This window comes from Pseudomonas mediterranea CFBP 5447 (assembly GCF_000774145.1).
GTDB classification, from domain to species: domain Bacteria; phylum Pseudomonadota; class Gammaproteobacteria; order Pseudomonadales; family Pseudomonadaceae; genus Aquipseudomonas; species Aquipseudomonas mediterranea.
On the sequence record NZ_KN322987.1, the window covers coordinates 1,628,793 to 1,642,806 of the forward strand.

At 60.2% G+C, this 14,014-nt stretch carries 11 protein-coding genes; 6 read left to right on the forward strand and 5 right to left on the reverse strand.

From position 1 onward, the window contains the following. Positions 1–5: 5 nt before the first annotated feature. Positions 6–2,423, forward strand: a complete 2,418-nt coding sequence (gene gyrB / locus N005_RS27070) for a DNA topoisomerase (ATP-hydrolyzing) subunit B (RefSeq protein WP_047704192.1) — start codon at positions 6–8, stop codon at positions 2,421–2,423. Between the two features lie 299 nt (positions 2,424–2,722). Next, positions 2,723–4,117, forward strand: a complete 1,395-nt coding sequence (gene gabP / locus N005_RS27075; RefSeq protein WP_047703959.1) for a GABA permease — start codon at positions 2,723–2,725, stop codon at positions 4,115–4,117. Positions 4,118–4,240: 123 nt separating this feature from the next. Here the strand turns inward: gabP and N005_RS27080 are convergent, their stop codons facing one another. Continuing rightward, the gene (locus tag N005_RS27080) at positions 4,241–4,975 is read right to left on the reverse strand and encodes a response regulator transcription factor (protein WP_047703960.1); all 735 of its coding nucleotides are present in this window, start codon (positions 4,973–4,975) and stop codon (positions 4,241–4,243) included. Between the two features lie 214 nt (positions 4,976–5,189). On the opposite strand from N005_RS27080, the gene N005_RS27085 reads away from it, so the two are divergent. Then, a complete protein-coding gene (locus tag N005_RS27085) occupies positions 5,190–6,728 on the forward strand; it encodes a sensor histidine kinase (protein WP_047703961.1) in 1,539 nt (512 codons plus the stop codon). Positions 6,729–6,881: 153 nt separating this feature from the next. Here the strand turns inward: N005_RS27085 and N005_RS27090 are convergent, their stop codons facing one another. From N005_RS27090 to glyQ, 4 genes are all read right to left on the reverse strand, one after another. Beyond that, on the reverse strand, positions 6,882–7,661 hold the full coding sequence (locus N005_RS27090) for a lysophospholipid acyltransferase family protein (protein WP_047703962.1): 780 nt from the start codon (positions 7,659–7,661) through the stop codon (positions 6,882–6,884). An 80-nt stretch (positions 7,662–7,741) separates the two neighbouring features. Beyond that, on the reverse strand, positions 7,742–8,275 hold the full coding sequence (gene gmhB / locus N005_RS27095; protein WP_047703963.1) for a D-glycero-beta-D-manno-heptose 1,7-bisphosphate 7-phosphatase: 534 nt from the start codon (positions 8,273–8,275) through the stop codon (positions 7,742–7,744). A 3-nt stretch (positions 8,276–8,278) separates the two neighbouring features. Next, positions 8,279–10,333: a glycine--tRNA ligase subunit beta gene (gene glyS, locus N005_RS27100; RefSeq protein ID WP_047703964.1), complete on the reverse strand. Its 2,055-nt coding sequence runs from the start codon at positions 10,331–10,333 to the stop codon at positions 8,279–8,281. Further along, positions 10,330–11,283: a glycine--tRNA ligase subunit alpha gene (gene glyQ, locus N005_RS27105; RefSeq protein ID WP_047704193.1), complete on the reverse strand. Its 954-nt coding sequence runs from the start codon at positions 11,281–11,283 to the stop codon at positions 10,330–10,332. Before glyQ ends, glyS begins: the two co-directional genes overlap by 4 nt. A gap of 81 nt (positions 11,284–11,364) precedes the next feature. Here glyQ and N005_RS27110 point away from each other — a divergent pair, with 81 nt between their 5' ends. The 3 genes from N005_RS27110 to N005_RS27120 all read left to right on the forward strand — a co-directional run bounded on the left by N005_RS27110 (position 11,365) and on the right by N005_RS27120 (position 13,861). Then, a complete protein-coding gene (locus N005_RS27110) occupies positions 11,365–11,922 on the forward strand; it encodes a DNA-3-methyladenine glycosylase I (RefSeq protein ID WP_047703965.1) in 558 nt (185 codons plus the stop codon). A gap of 43 nt (positions 11,923–11,965) precedes the next feature. After that, the gene (locus tag N005_RS27115) at positions 11,966–12,853 is read left to right on the forward strand and encodes a lysophospholipid acyltransferase (RefSeq protein WP_047703966.1); all 888 of its coding nucleotides are present in this window, start codon (positions 11,966–11,968) and stop codon (positions 12,851–12,853) included. A 651-nt stretch (positions 12,854–13,504) separates the two neighbouring features. Then, on the forward strand, positions 13,505–13,861 hold the full coding sequence (locus N005_RS27120) for a DUF6124 family protein (RefSeq protein ID WP_047703967.1): 357 nt from the start codon (positions 13,505–13,507) through the stop codon (positions 13,859–13,861). The last annotated feature ends 153 nt before the right edge of the window (positions 13,862–14,014 follow it).

Genomic DNA, 14,014 nt, shown 5'->3' on the forward strand with positions numbered 1-14,014 from the left:
AGGCATTGAGCGAAGAAAATACGTACGACTCAACGAGCATTAAAGTGCTGAAAGGCCTGGATGCCGTACGCAAACGTCCCGGTATGTACATTGGTGACACCGACGATGGCAGCGGTCTGCACCACATGGTGTTCGAGGTGGTCGACAACTCCATCGACGAAGCCCTCGCCGGCTATTGCGACGACATCAGCATCACCATCCACCCGGATGAGTCCATCACCGTTCGTGACAACGGTCGAGGCATCCCGGTCGACGTGCACAAGGAAGAAGGCGTTTCCGCGGCCGAGGTCATCATGACCGTGCTGCACGCCGGCGGTAAGTTCGATGACAACTCCTACAAGGTTTCCGGCGGGCTGCACGGTGTAGGTGTCTCTGTGGTGAACGCGCTGTCCGAGGAACTGGTGCTCACCGTGCGCCGCAGCGGCAAGATCTGGGAACAGACCTACGTCCATGGTGTGCCACAGGCGCCGATGGCCATCGTTGGCGACAGCGAAACCACCGGTACCCAGATTCACTTCAAGGCTTCCAGTGAAACCTTCAAGAACATCCACTTCAGCTGGGACATCCTGGCCAAGCGGATTCGTGAGCTGTCCTTCCTCAACTCCGGCGTCGGCATCGTCCTCAAGGACGAGCGCAGCGGCAAGGAAGAGCTGTTCAAGTACGAAGGTGGCTTGCGTGCATTCGTTGAATACCTGAACACCAACAAGACCGCGGTCAACCAGGTGTTCCACTTCAACATCCAGCGCGAAGATGGCATCGGCGTGGAAATCGCCCTGCAGTGGAACGACAGCTTCAACGAGAACCTGTTGTGCTTCACCAACAACATTCCGCAGCGCGATGGCGGCACCCATCTGGTGGGCTTCCGTTCGGCGTTGACGCGCAACCTGAACAACTACATCGAGCAGGAAGGCCTGGCGAAGAAGCATAAAGTCGCCACCACCGGTGACGATGCCCGTGAAGGCCTGACGGCGATCATTTCGGTGAAAGTGCCGGATCCGAAGTTCAGTTCCCAGACCAAGGACAAGCTGGTGTCTTCCGAAGTGAAGACCGCGGTCGAGCAGGAAATGGGCAAGTACTTCTCCGACTTCCTGCTGGAGAACCCGAACGAAGCCAAGCTGGTGGTCGGCAAGATGATCGACGCCGCGCGTGCCCGTGAAGCGGCGCGCAAGGCCCGTGAGATGACCCGCCGCAAAGGCGCGCTGGACATCGCCGGCCTGCCGGGCAAGCTGGCTGACTGCCAGGAAAAGGACCCTGCCCTGTCCGAACTGTACCTCGTGGAAGGTGACTCTGCTGGCGGCTCCGCCAAGCAGGGACGCAACCGCCGGACCCAGGCCATCCTGCCCCTCAAGGGCAAGATCCTGAACGTCGAGAAGGCGCGCTTCGACAAGATGATCTCCTCGCAGGAAGTCGGCACGCTCATCACCGCGCTGGGCTGTGGCATCGGCCGCGAAGAGTACAACATCGACAAGCTGCGCTATCACAACATCATCATCATGACCGACGCCGACGTCGACGGTTCGCACATCCGCACCCTGCTGCTGACGTTCTTCTTCCGTCAGTTGCCGGAGCTGATCGAGCGCGGCTACATCTACATCGCCCAGCCGCCGCTGTACAAGGTCAAGAAAGGCAAGCAGGAGCAATACATCAAGGACGACGACGCCATGGAAGAGTACATGACGCAGTCGGCCCTGGAAGATGCGAGCCTGCACCTGAACGAAGACGCCCCGGGTATTTCCGGTGAGGCCCTCGAGCGCCTGGTCAACGACTTCCGCCTGGTGATGAAAACCCTCAAGCGCCTGTCGCGCCTGTACCCACAGGAACTGACCGAGCACTTCATCTACCTGCCGGCCGTCAGCATGGAGCAGTTGTCCGATCATGCAGCGATGCAGGATTGGCTGGCTCAGTACGAAGTGCGCCTGCGCACCGTCGAGAAGTCCGGCCTGGTCTACAAAGCCAGCCTGCGTGAAGACCGCGAGCGTAATGTCTGGCTGCCGGAGGTCGAACTGATCTCCCACGGCCTGTCGAACTACGTCACCTTCAACCGCGACTTCTTCAGCAGCAATGACTACAAGACGGTCGTATCCCTCGGCGCGCAACTGAGCACGCTGCTGGACGAAGGCGCCTACATCCAGCGTGGCGAGCGCAAGAAAGCCGTGACCGAGTTCAAGGAAGCCCTTGAATGGCTGATGGCTGAAAGCACCAAGCGCCACACCATCCAGCGATACAAAGGGTTGGGCGAGATGAACCCGGATCAGCTGTGGGAAACCACCATGGACCCGGGCTCGCGCCGGATGCTGAAGGTGACCATCGAAGACGCCATTGGCGCTGACCAGATCTTCAACACCCTGATGGGTGATGCGGTCGAGCCTCGTCGTGACTTCATCGAGAGCAACGCGCTGGCAGTGTCCAACCTGGATTTCTGATCCCTCGCTCAGTGCAGCCACAAAAAAGCCAACGCTCATGCGTTGGCTTTTTTTTACGCTTGAAAAAAATGTTCCCCTTCAGACTGCACAGTCGAAAATCGGGTAACGCAGTAACACTTAGGAACAAACCTTTCATTCTCAAGCACTTGGATATCGCCCCTGGGCTCCGGTACCACGGGTCCTCAGGCTTTCTGGCGTAAAACTTGCGTGTTAAATAAACAACACATCGTTTCTTTAAATTTACAAAGACACGGTGGTACGAGGCGGTACGAATAAATTCAAGACCAAAGGTAGTCTCAATGAGTGGTACGCAAACTTCCAACAATCTGGAGCAAGGGCTCAAACCCCGTCATGTGACGATGCTCTCCATCGCCGGCGTAATTGGTGCCGGGCTTTTCGTAGGTTCCGGTCACGCTATCGCGGCAGCCGGTCCGGCGGTGCTGTTGGCCTACGCCGCCGCTGGGGCATTGGTGGTGTTGGTGATGCGGATGCTGGGCGAAATGGCGGTGGCTTCGCCGGACACCGGTTCGTTCTCGACTTACGCCGATCGTGCGATTGGTCACTGGGCCGGTTTCACCATCGGTTGGCTCTATTGGTGGTTCTGGGTGCTGGTTATTCCCTTGGAGGCCAACGCCGCTGCGACCATCCTGCATGCCTGGTTTCCAAACGTGGCCATCTGGGTGTTCACTCTGGTCATCACGTTGCTGCTGACCATCACCAATCTATTCAGTGTGAAGAACTACGGGGAGTTCGAGTTCTGGTTCGCCCTGGTCAAGGTCATCGCAATCATTGGCTTCATCGCCCTTGGTACGTTGGCAATCTTCGGTCTTTTGCCCACCAGCCAGGTCAGCGGCGTTTCGCACCTGTTTGACACTCAAGGCTTCCTGCCAAACGGCATGGGCGCGGTGTTGGGCGCGATCCTGACCACCATGTTCTCGTTCATGGGCACCGAGATCGTGACCATCGCGGCGGCCGAATCGAAGAACCCGGGGCAGCAGATTTCCAAGGCCACCAACTCGGTCATCTGGCGGATTGGCTTGTTCTACCTTGTGTCGATTTTCATGGTCGTCTCCCTGGTGCCATGGAATGACCCGCTGCTCGCCAGCGTGGGTTCCTACCAGACCGTGCTGGAGCGCATGGGCATTCCGAACGCCAAGCTGATCGTCGATATCGTGGTGCTGGTGGCGGTGACCAGTTGCCTGAACTCGGCGCTCTACACGGCGTCGCGCATGATGTTCTCGCTGGGTAAACGCGGCGACGCGCCAGCTGTCTCCCAACGCACCAACAAGAGCGGCACCCCTTACTGGGCGGTGGTGCTGTCGACTGCTGCTGCGTTCCTGGCAGTGTTCGCCAACTACGTGGCCCCGGCTGCGGTGTTCGAATTCCTGTTGGCCAGCTCCGGCGCCATCGCATTGCTGGTGTATCTGGTGATCGCGTTCTCGCAACTGCGCATGCGCAAGCAACGTATGGCTCGCGGCGAGAAAATTGCCTTCAGCATGTGGTTGTTCCCGGGCCTCACCTATGCGGTGATCATCTTCATCGTCGCGGCCCTGACCATCATGCTGTTCCAGGAAGCCCACCGTGTGGAGATTCTGGCGACTGGACTGTTGAGCCTGTTGGTGGTGGTATCCGGGCTCCTCGTGCAGCGTCGTCGGATTGCAAAAGCAGGAAGCCTGGTACAGGCGCACGGCTGACATTCACTGTGGATCGTTCCCACGCTCTGCGTGGGAATGCAGCCAGAGACGCTCTGCGTCTCAAAGAGCCGAACGCAGAGCGTCCGTTGAGACATTCCCACGCAGAGCGTGGGAACGATCAACCTAACTTGCCACCGACGCTTCGCTTCCCGTCGCCACACTCTCCAACCGATACCCATACCCATAAATCGTCAACAACTGCCAACCTCGATCCGCCGTCAGGCCAAGCTTGTTGCGCAGGCGATAGATATGGGTATCGAGCGGGCGGGACGAGGTCATTTCTTCGTGGCTCCAGAAGCGTTCGTAGAAGTACTCCCGGGACAATGGACGACCCAAGTTGGCGAACAGGCAACGGGCCAGGCGGTATTCCCGTTCGGTCAGGCTGATGGGGATGCCGGCGCGGGTGACGGTCAGCTCGGCGTCGTCGAACGCCAGGTCGTTGAACACCAGCGTTTCGCTGGCCGGAGCACGTTGCAGGTTATGGCGACGCAACACGGCAGTCACCCTGGCCTTGAGCTCGTTGGGCCTGAACGGTTTGCTCACGTAATCATCGGCGCCGGCGTTGAGGGCCTGGACGATGTCGTGTTCACCGTCGCGGCTGGTGAGCATGATGGCCGCAGGTGGCGCGTCCATGTGCTCGCGAGTCCAGCGCAGCAGCGACAAGCCGCTGATATCGGGCAGTTGCCAATCGAGGATCAACAGGTCGAAAGTCTCCCGACGCAGTTGCCGCAACAGGTCCTCGCCGCGTTCGAAACTGTGCAGGGTCCAGGCCTGCTCGCCCCTGCCGGGGATCTGCTGCAGTGTCTGTTCCACCCGGCGCAACTCGGCCGGTTCGTCATCCAGTATGGCGACACGCATGGGCGCGATTCCTTGATCTCGAAGGTAACGGACATCATCAGGGGGCCTACGCAAACTCTCAGCTCCGTTGCGGTTCCCCTGTCGCAGGCTGCGACAATACCGGCTCACGGCGGAGAGGGAAAGGCAGCAGCACGCCACCCATCGAGTCCGCTATAGTCTTGCGCTTCGCATCAACCATGAAGCCAATCCTCTCTCGTGTTCGGTCAGGGTATCTATGAGTCATCCGCGTCGCAGTGAAAGCCGTGAACCCACCCAGGCCCAGCGGTTGTTTCGACAATTGGTGCGTGAGTGGTTGTGGATAAGTCTGCTGCTGTTACCGGTGACGGCGCTGCTGTCGTTCAGTGCCCAATCGGCCCGCCATGGTTCGAGCGCCGTATTATCGGTGTGCCTGGTGGCCTGTGTATTGGGATTGTTGTTGCTGCGCCCTCACCTGGCCTTGTGGACGATGGTGGGTGGTATGGCTGCGGCGTTGTCGATCAGTGCTGTGCTGGCGTTGGAGGGCTGGTGGTGGTCGCCGATGGCGAGTGTGACAGGCATGCTGTTCGGCTACCTGATCTGGAACTGGCGACGCCTGAGCGTGGTGCTGGCCTATTTCGGCTGGGAATTGGCGCGCCTGGACGCCGAGCCGAAAGTGTTTCCGGAACGCCGCCGGACCCCCTACACCGGCAGTGACCGCCTGCAGGGCCAGATCATGGCCCTGGAACAAGCCATGGGCAGGACACGCGATACCCGCCGCTTCATCGCTGATGGCCTGGAATATCTGCCCGTCGCGACCATGATCAGTGATCCGCAAGGTCGGATCTTGCTCGGTAACCGCAAGGCCCGGGATCTGTTCGGCCATGTCCTGGCTGGCGGCGATGTGTTGGAAGAACTTGTGCAACTAGGGTATCCGGTGCTGGAGCGTGAACCCCATCACCGGTTATCCACATTGCCGCTGGTGGAGTTTCGCGACACTCGCGAGCGCAGCCTGCGCCTGGAACGCGCCCCGCTCATGCCGGTGGACGGCGATACGCCCATTGGCTGGTTGCTGAGCTTGATCGACCTGAGCGCCGAGCGCGAAGCCGAAGAGCAGCGCAGCGTGATGTTGCGTTTTCTCTCCCATGACTTGCGTGCGCCCCACTCGGCGATCCTGGCGTTGCTCGACGTGCAGCGGCATCAGGTCGGGGGAAATGACTTGCTGTTCGATCAGATCGAGCGCCAGGTTCGCCGAGCCTTGGACTTGACGGAAGGCTTCGTGCAGTTGGCCAAGGCGGAATCCGAGGCGTACCAATTCCAGCCGACCCTGTTCGCCATGCTGATCCTGGATGTGCTGGACCAGGCGTTACCCATCGCCCAGGCCAAGCGCATCCAACTGAGCCATGGGGTAGATGATGAAGAAGCCATGGTGAGGGCAGACCAATCCCTGCTGACTCGTGCGCTGTTCAATCTGCTGGAAAATGCCATCAAGTACAGCTCACCTGACAGCCGCATTTCACTGACGGTTCGTTGCGCGGAGGGCTGGTTGGTCTGCGAGGTCGGCGATCAGGGTAAAGGCATTACTGCCGAGGAACTGCCCGCTCTGTTCAGCCAATACCGGCGGTTTTCGTCGGCCCACGGCGTTGATGGGATTGGCTTGGGATTGTCGATGGTCAAAGCCGTGGTTGACCGCCATGGCGGGCACATTGAATGTCAAAGCGTGGTCGGTGAAGGCACGACGTTCAGTTTGCGCTTCCCCTTGCTGGGGGATGAGTCGAAAGATCGCAGCGTTCTATAAAACCGCCGCAGGCAACAAACCGACCGAACGCTATAAAAACTTATGCACGTCCCGGCCGGTTTTATGTTCTTAAGAAATATGTATTAAAAACATCAGGTTACAAGATAAAAGCTGTGTTTTGAGAGAAAACGGTACACAGCTTATCCACAGATATCAGACAGCGAGTTGGTCGGTAGCCGCCGGCGTTGTGGGAGTCGGGGGAAGCGAGCCCATGTCCCGCTGGGTCTGTTCGTTCCAGGCCTGGACCCGGTCGTTGAGCTCGGCAATGGCGCGGGGCCCGCTGCCTTGGGCATACATCGGCTCACCGATCACCACCGTGATCACCCCTGGGGTCCGGATCCAGCCAGCCTTGGGCCAGAATTTGCCGGCATTGTGTGCAATCGGCAGTACAGGCAGATCGGCATTGACCGCCAATGCCGAACCGCTGCGGGAAAACTTGCCAACCGTGCCATAGGGGACGCGGGTACCTTCTGGAAAAATCAGCACCCAGACGTTGTCCTTGAGCAGTTCGTCGCCCTTCTGTGCCACCTGCTTGAGCGCAGCCTTGGGGTTGTCGCGATCGATGGCAATCGGCCGCAGCATCGCCATGGCCCAGCCGAAGAACGGCACGAACAGCAGTTCACGCTTGAGCACTTGGCTCAGCGGCTCGAAATAGGCCGACAGGAAAAAGGTTTCCCAGGTGCTCTGGTGATTGGACTGGATCACGCAGGGCCGGTCCGGCACGTTCTCGGCACCCTTCACTTCATAACGAATGCCCAGGAACACTTTGCTCAACCACAGTGCGCAACGGCACCAGTACACGTTGATGAAGCGGTAGCGCGCCTTGAACGGCATGAAGGGCGCGACAAAAAAACTCAGGGAGCACCACAACAAGGAACTGGTGCCCAACAGCAGGTAAAAGAGAAAAGATCTGATGGCCTGCAATATCGACATAGCGGCATTTACCGTTGCGGGCAATGCCCGCCTGTTCAAGCGCTTCCCGAACAATCCTTGATCAGGATGTCTTGGGAGCTCTAATTGTGGATAAGTTCAGCGGCAATCGCCGCCAGGTCGTCAAAAATCAAAGTGCCTACCGGTAGGGTCTTGCCCAGAGTCTTTTCGCCTTTCCCGGTCTTTACCAAAACTGGCTGACAATCGACGGCCCTGGCCGCCTCCAGGTCACCGAGGCTGTCGCCGACGAACCAGACGCCCGCCAGCGGCACAGCATAATGCTCGGCAATGGCCTTCAACATGCCCGGTTTGGGTTTGCGGCAATCGCACCCTTCATCCGGCCCATGGGGACAATAGACGATCAGCCCGACTTCGCCGCCCTGCTCGGCCACCAGGGCACGCAAGCGCTCATGCATGGCGTCGAGGACCGCGAGGTCATAGTAACCGCGAGCGATGCCCGACTGGTTGGTGGCAACCGCCACCGTCCAGCCGGCCTTGCTCAACTGCGCGATGGCTTCGATCGAGCCGGGGATCGGCAGCCACTCCTCCACCGATTTGATGTAAGCGTCGGAGTCGTGATTGATCACCCCGTCCCGATCGAGAATCAGCAGTTTCAAGACTTACCCCAGCAGCGAAATGTCGGCGACGCCGAGGAACAGCCCACGCAGACGCGCCAGCAGTGCATAACGGTTGGCCCGTACGCTGGCGTCTTCGGCATTGACCATCACCGCTTCGAAGAACGCATCCACCGGTTCGCGCAGTGCTGCCAGGCGTGCCAGGGTTTCGCTGTACTGCCGTGCCGCGGCCATCGGCTGGACGGCCTGGTCTGCCTGCTGGATCGCCGAATACAGGGAGAACTCATTGGCATTGTCGAAGTACTTGGCTTCGACGGTGGCCGCGATATTGCCTTCGGCCTTGCTCAGCAGGTTCGACACACGCTTGTTCACCGCCGCCAAGGCTGCCGCTTCCGGCAGTTTGCGGAAGGCCTGGACGGCTTGCACGCGCTGGTCGAAGTCCAGGGCCGAACCCGGCTTCAGGGCACGCACCGACAAGTAGGTCGCGACATCGACGCCTTCGTCTTCATAACGTGCACGCAGGCGGTCGAAGATGAACTCCAGTACTGCATCGGCCAGGCCGGCAGCCTTGACCTTGCTGCCGAACGCGTTGACGGCGAAGGCCACCGCATCGTTCAGGTCCAGGTCCAATTGCTTGTCGATCAGGATCCGCAACACACCCAGCGCCGCGCGACGCAGGGCATAGGGGTCCTTGCTGCCGGTGGGCAGCATGCCGATACCGAAAATGCCGACCAGGGTGTCGAGCTTGTCGGCGATCGCCACGGCCGCACCGGTCAGGGTGGTCGGCAGCTCGGCGCCGGCACCACGGGGCATGTACTGCTCGTTCAGCGCCAGGGCGACGTCTTGCGGCTCACCGTCGTTGAGGGCGTAGTAGTAACCGGCGATGCCTTGCATCTCCGGGAACTCACCGACCATCTCGGTGGACAAGTCGCACTTGGACAGGATGCCGGCACGGGCCGCGCGCTGGGCGTCGCCGCCGATGCGTGGGGCGATGAACGCCGCCAGCTTGGAAACGCGCTCGGCCTTGTCATAGACGCTGCCGAGTTTTTCCTGGAACACCACGTTCTGCAGGCGTTCGTTGAAGCTTTCCAGCGGTTGCTTCTTGTCTTGCTTGAAGAAGAACTCGGCATCGGTCAGGCGCGGGCGAACGACTTTTTCGTTACCGGCGATGATCTGCTGCGGGTCCTTGCTTTCGATGTTGGCGACCGTGATGAAGCGCGGCAGCAACTTGCCGTCGGCGTCCAGCAGGCAGAAATACTTCTGGTTGTCCTGCATGGTGGTGATCAGCGCTTCCTGCGGCACTTCAAGGAAACGTTCCTCGAACGAGCACACCAGCGGCACCGGCCATTCCACCAGTGCGGTCACTTCGTCCAGCAGGCTTGGCGGCACGATGGCGGTGCCTTCCTGGCGGGTGGCCAGCTCTTCGGTGCGCTTGCTGATCAGCTCGCGACGCTCGTTGGCGTCGGCCAGCACGTAGGCGGCACGCAGGTCGGCCAGGTAGTTGGCCGGCGAGGTGATGCGCACGCTTTCCGGGTGATGGAAGCGGTGACCGCGGGAATCGCGGCCGGCCTTCTGGGCCAGGATCGTGCAGTCGATGACCTGGTCACCCAGCAGCATCACCAGCCATTGGGTCGGACGCACGAACTCTTCCTTGCGCGCGGCCCAGCGCATGCGCTTGGGAATCGGCAAGTCATTGAGGGAGTCTTCGACGATGGTCGGCAGCAGGCTGGCGGTCGGCTTGCCCTTGATGCTCTGGCTATAGCGCAGCTTCGGGCCGCTCTGGTCGATTTCGCTCAGGTCCACACCGCACTTCTTGGCGAAGCCCAGGGCAGCCTGGGTCGGATTGCCGTCGGCGTCGAACGCGGCCTGGCGTGGCGGGCCATCGAGGTTGATGCTGCGGTCCGGCTGCTGGGTCGCCAGGCCGGTGATCAACACGGCCAGGCGGCGCGGCGCGGCGTAGACGTGCTTGGTTTCGAAGTTCAGGCCGGCGGTTTGCAGGCCTTTTTCGATCCCGGCCAGGAACGCATCGGCCAGGGTATTCAGGGCTTTGGGTGGCAGTTCTTCGGTGCCCAGTTCAACCAGAAAATCTTGAGCACTCATTGTGCAGCCTCCAGCTTAGCCAACACTTCATCACGCAGGTCCGGGGTCGCCATCGGGAAGCCCAGCTTGGCACGGGCCATCAGGTAGGCTTGCGCGACGGAACGCGCCAGGGTGCGCACACGCAGGATGTATTGCTGGCGCGCGGTCACGGAAATCGCCCGGCGTGCGTCCAGCAGGTTGAAGGTATGGGACGCCTTCAACACCATTTCATAGCTCGGCAACGGCAGCGGCTGGTCCAGCTCGATCAGGCGCTTGGCTTCGCTTTCATAGAAATCGAACAGTTCGAACAGCTTGTCGACGTTGGCGTGTTCGAAGTTGTAGGTCGACTGTTCCACTTCGTTCTGGTGGAACACGTCGCCGTAAGTCACCTTGCCGAACGGGCCGTCGGCCCATACCAGGTCGTAGACCGAATCCACGCCTTGCAGGTACATGGCCAGGCGTTCCAGGCCGTAGGTGATCTCGCCGGTGACCGGGTAGCACTCGATGCCGCCGGCCTGTTGGAAGTAGGTGAACTGCGACACTTCCATGCCATTGAGCCAGACTTCCCAGCCCAGGCCCCAGGCGCCCAGGGTCGGCGACTCCCAGTTGTCCTCGACGAAACGGATGTCATGCACCAGCGGGTCGAGACCCACGTGCTTGAGGGAGCCCAGGTACAGTTCCTGGAAGTTCTCCGGGTTCGGCTTCAGGACCACCTGGAACTGGTAGTAGTGCTGCAGACGGTTCGGGTTTTCGCCGTAGCGGCCGTCAGTCGGGCGGCGGCTGGGCTGCACATAGGCGGCGTTCCAGGTTTCCGGGCCGATGGCACGCAGAAACGTGGCAGTGTGGAAAGTGCCGGCGCCTACTTCCATATCGTAGGGCTGAAGTACCACGCAACCTTGCTCGGCCCAGTATTGCTGGAGGGCGAGGATCAAGTCTTGGAAGGTACGCACGGCTGGCGTAGGCTGGCTCACGAAATTCACCTGTTTCTTGGGCTGCGATTTAAAGAGCGGGAGTATACCCGATTCGTTCGTGCGCACGCCCCCTGGAGCCTTATGCCACGCTGCTTTTGGTGTTCCGAAGATCCGTTGTACATGGCCTATCACGATCAGGAGTGGGGGACGCCGCTGCGCGATGCGCAGGGTTTGTTCGAGTTGCTTTTGCTCGAAGGGTTCCAGGCCGGGCTGTCCTGGATCACCGTGTTGCGCAAACGCGCGCATTACCGCGAGGTGCTGTACAACTTCGACGTACAGCGGGTGGCGCAGATGAGCGATGCCGAAATCGAGGACCTGATGCAGGACCCCGGCATCATCCGCAACCGTCTCAAGCTCAAGGCCGCGCGCCGCAACGCCCAGGCCTGGCTGGCGCTGGAAGACCCGGTGGCGTTCCTCTGGTCGTTCGTCGGCGACAGCCCCATCATCAATCATTTCAGGGACCGCACCGAAGTGCCGGCCATCACCCCCGAAGCCGTGCAGATGAGCAAGGGTCTGAAAAAGGCCGGCTTCACCTTCGTCGGGCCGACCATTTGCTACGCCTTCATGCAGGCCTCGGGCATGGTGATGGACCACACCCAGGACTGCGACCGCTACGCCGAGCTGGCAAACGGCGGTTAGAATAGCCGGCTCGCAACACGGCCCATGAATTCAGGAGTGACCTGTGGATAAGTTGAAAGGCGCCTTGCTGGTCGGCGCTCTGCGGTTGTTTGCGCTGCTGCCTTGGCGGGCCGTGCAAGCGGTGGGGTCGGCCATCGGCTGGCTCATGTGGAAACTGCCCAATCGCTCCCGCGACGTGGTGCGGATCAACCTCGCCAAGTGCTTTCCCGAGATGGACCCGGCCGAGCGCGAGCGACTGGTGGGCCAGAGCCTCAAGGACATCGGCAAATCCCTGACCGAAAGCGCCTGCGCCTGGATCTGGCCGGCCCAGCGCTCCATCGAACTGGTGCGTGAAGTCGAGGGCCTGGAAATATTGAAAGAAGCCCTGGCGTCCGGCAAGGGCGTGGTGGGCATCACCAGCCACCTGGGCAACTGGGAAGTGCTCAACCACTTTTATTGCAGCCAGTGCAAACCGATCATTTTCTACCGTCCGCCCAAGCTCAAGGCGGTGGATGAACTGCTGCAAAAGCAGCGGGTGCAACTGGGCAACAAAGTCGCGGCGTCCACCAAGGAAGGCATCCTCAGCGTCATCAAGGAAGTGCGCAAGGGCGGCCAAGTCGGCATCCCCGCGGACCCGGAACCGGCCGAATCCGCCGGCATCTTCGTGCCCTTCTTCGCCACCCAGGCCCTGACCAGCAAGTTCGTACCGAACATGCTCGCCGGCGGCAAGGCCGTCGGCGTCTTCCTCCACGCCCTGCGCCTGCCGGACGGCTCCGGCTACAAAGTCATCCTCGAAGCCGCCCCCGAGGCCATGTACAGCACCGACACCGCAACCGCCTGCGCCGCCATGAGCCAGGTAGTGGAGCGTTACGTACGGGCGTACCCGAGCCAATACATGTGGAGCATGAAACGCTTCAAGAAACGCCCGCCGGGCGAGGCGCGGTGGTACTGAAGGCCCGCCACTTCATAAGATCGGCCCCACCGGGATTTATGGTGAATGCAGAGTCTGCGAACACCCAAGAACCCCTGTGGGATGGTTGCACTGTCTGTGAACAGCCCGAAAAAACTGTGGGAGCGAGCCTGCTCGCGATAGCGCCTTCACAGCCGCCGCTGAATTAACTGACTCCACCTTCCTGTGGCGAGGGGATTCATCCCCGCTGGGCTGCGAAGCAGCCCCAACTTCCTACAGACGATCCGCACCAGCGCTGCTTTCCAACCAAGCAGAGGCAGCCCCTAGCCCGTGAATTCCAGGCCTTCCCGTCGCCTGTTTATTCCCCGACCGCCACCCTTCTCCCAACCCACACATCCTTGCGCCGTTGCCTACAACTACGCCAGAATCCGCCCGCTTGTGCGTCCTGCCCCCGGGTTCTATCGTCTTCCTGCCACTGCTCATCAGTGGTCGGGTTTAGTAGCCCGTGGTTTCCCGCAAGATGCATGAGCTCCATTCAGGCAGGTATTTCCCATCCCTGTTCTTGATGGTGGCTGTGCGCAGGGCGCTTCGGCGCGCCGGCAATGCTGGAATCCCCGGTCTACTAACCTGCGTACAGCCGCCACCCTTCTTTTAGTAGGGAAGAGGTCGCGGCCTCACTGAGGATTCCAGCTTATGTTCAAAGTAACTCCAAACCCTCCGGAAACGGAGCAAGCCCCCCCGCGCACAAAATCCGGGACCAAAAAGCTCGATGAAGCTGCAGAGCGCGCCTTGGATTTCTATCTCTCTCCCAGAGCAACAAAACCCGACGATCCCCAACCGGGCCAGATATTCACAATCGTAAAAGACATCGACAACGAATCCCTGCTCGCCAACCTCACCGAAACCCTGGCCTCGGCTGACGCCATGGTCAACGACCTCGCCTTCGAACTGGAAGGTTCGCGCCGTCATGTGGCGCTCGGTATTCAGCAACTGATCGAGCTGGGTTCGTTGCTGGCAAATCGGGTGCTGGATAACGTTGAGACGCGATAGCAGGTAAACATTCGCTCAATCAATAAAGCAAACCCGACACCGCATGTCGGGTTTGCATCACTTTGCTGGATTGTCGCTATCTTCAATCGTTGTACGAAGAATTCGTAAATACCGCCTCGCCAACATCGCACAGCCCTCTGGTCCATTAACTCA

Bases quoted from the DNA above. Each gene is read 5' to 3' on its own strand.
- N005_RS27110 (WP_047703965.1), top strand. From the start codon at position 11,365: ATGCCACGCTGCTTTTGGTGTTCCGAAGATCCGTTGTACATGGCCTAT.
- glyS (WP_047703964.1), bottom strand. From the start codon at position 10,333: ATGAGTGCTCAAGATTTTCTGGTTGAACTGGGCACCGAAGAACTGCCA.
- N005_RS27080 (WP_047703960.1), bottom strand. From the start codon at position 4,975: ATGCGTGTCGCCATACTGGATGACGAACCGGCCGAGTTGCGCCGGGTG.
- gabP (WP_047703959.1), top strand. From the start codon at position 2,723: ATGAGTGGTACGCAAACTTCCAACAATCTGGAGCAAGGGCTCAAACCC.
- N005_RS27090 (WP_047703962.1), bottom strand. From the start codon at position 7,661: ATGTCGATATTGCAGGCCATCAGATCTTTTCTCTTTTACCTGCTGTTG.
- N005_RS27085 (WP_047703961.1), top strand. From the start codon at position 5,190: ATGAGTCATCCGCGTCGCAGTGAAAGCCGTGAACCCACCCAGGCCCAG.
- N005_RS27120 (WP_047703967.1), top strand. From the start codon at position 13,505: ATGTTCAAAGTAACTCCAAACCCTCCGGAAACGGAGCAAGCCCCCCCG.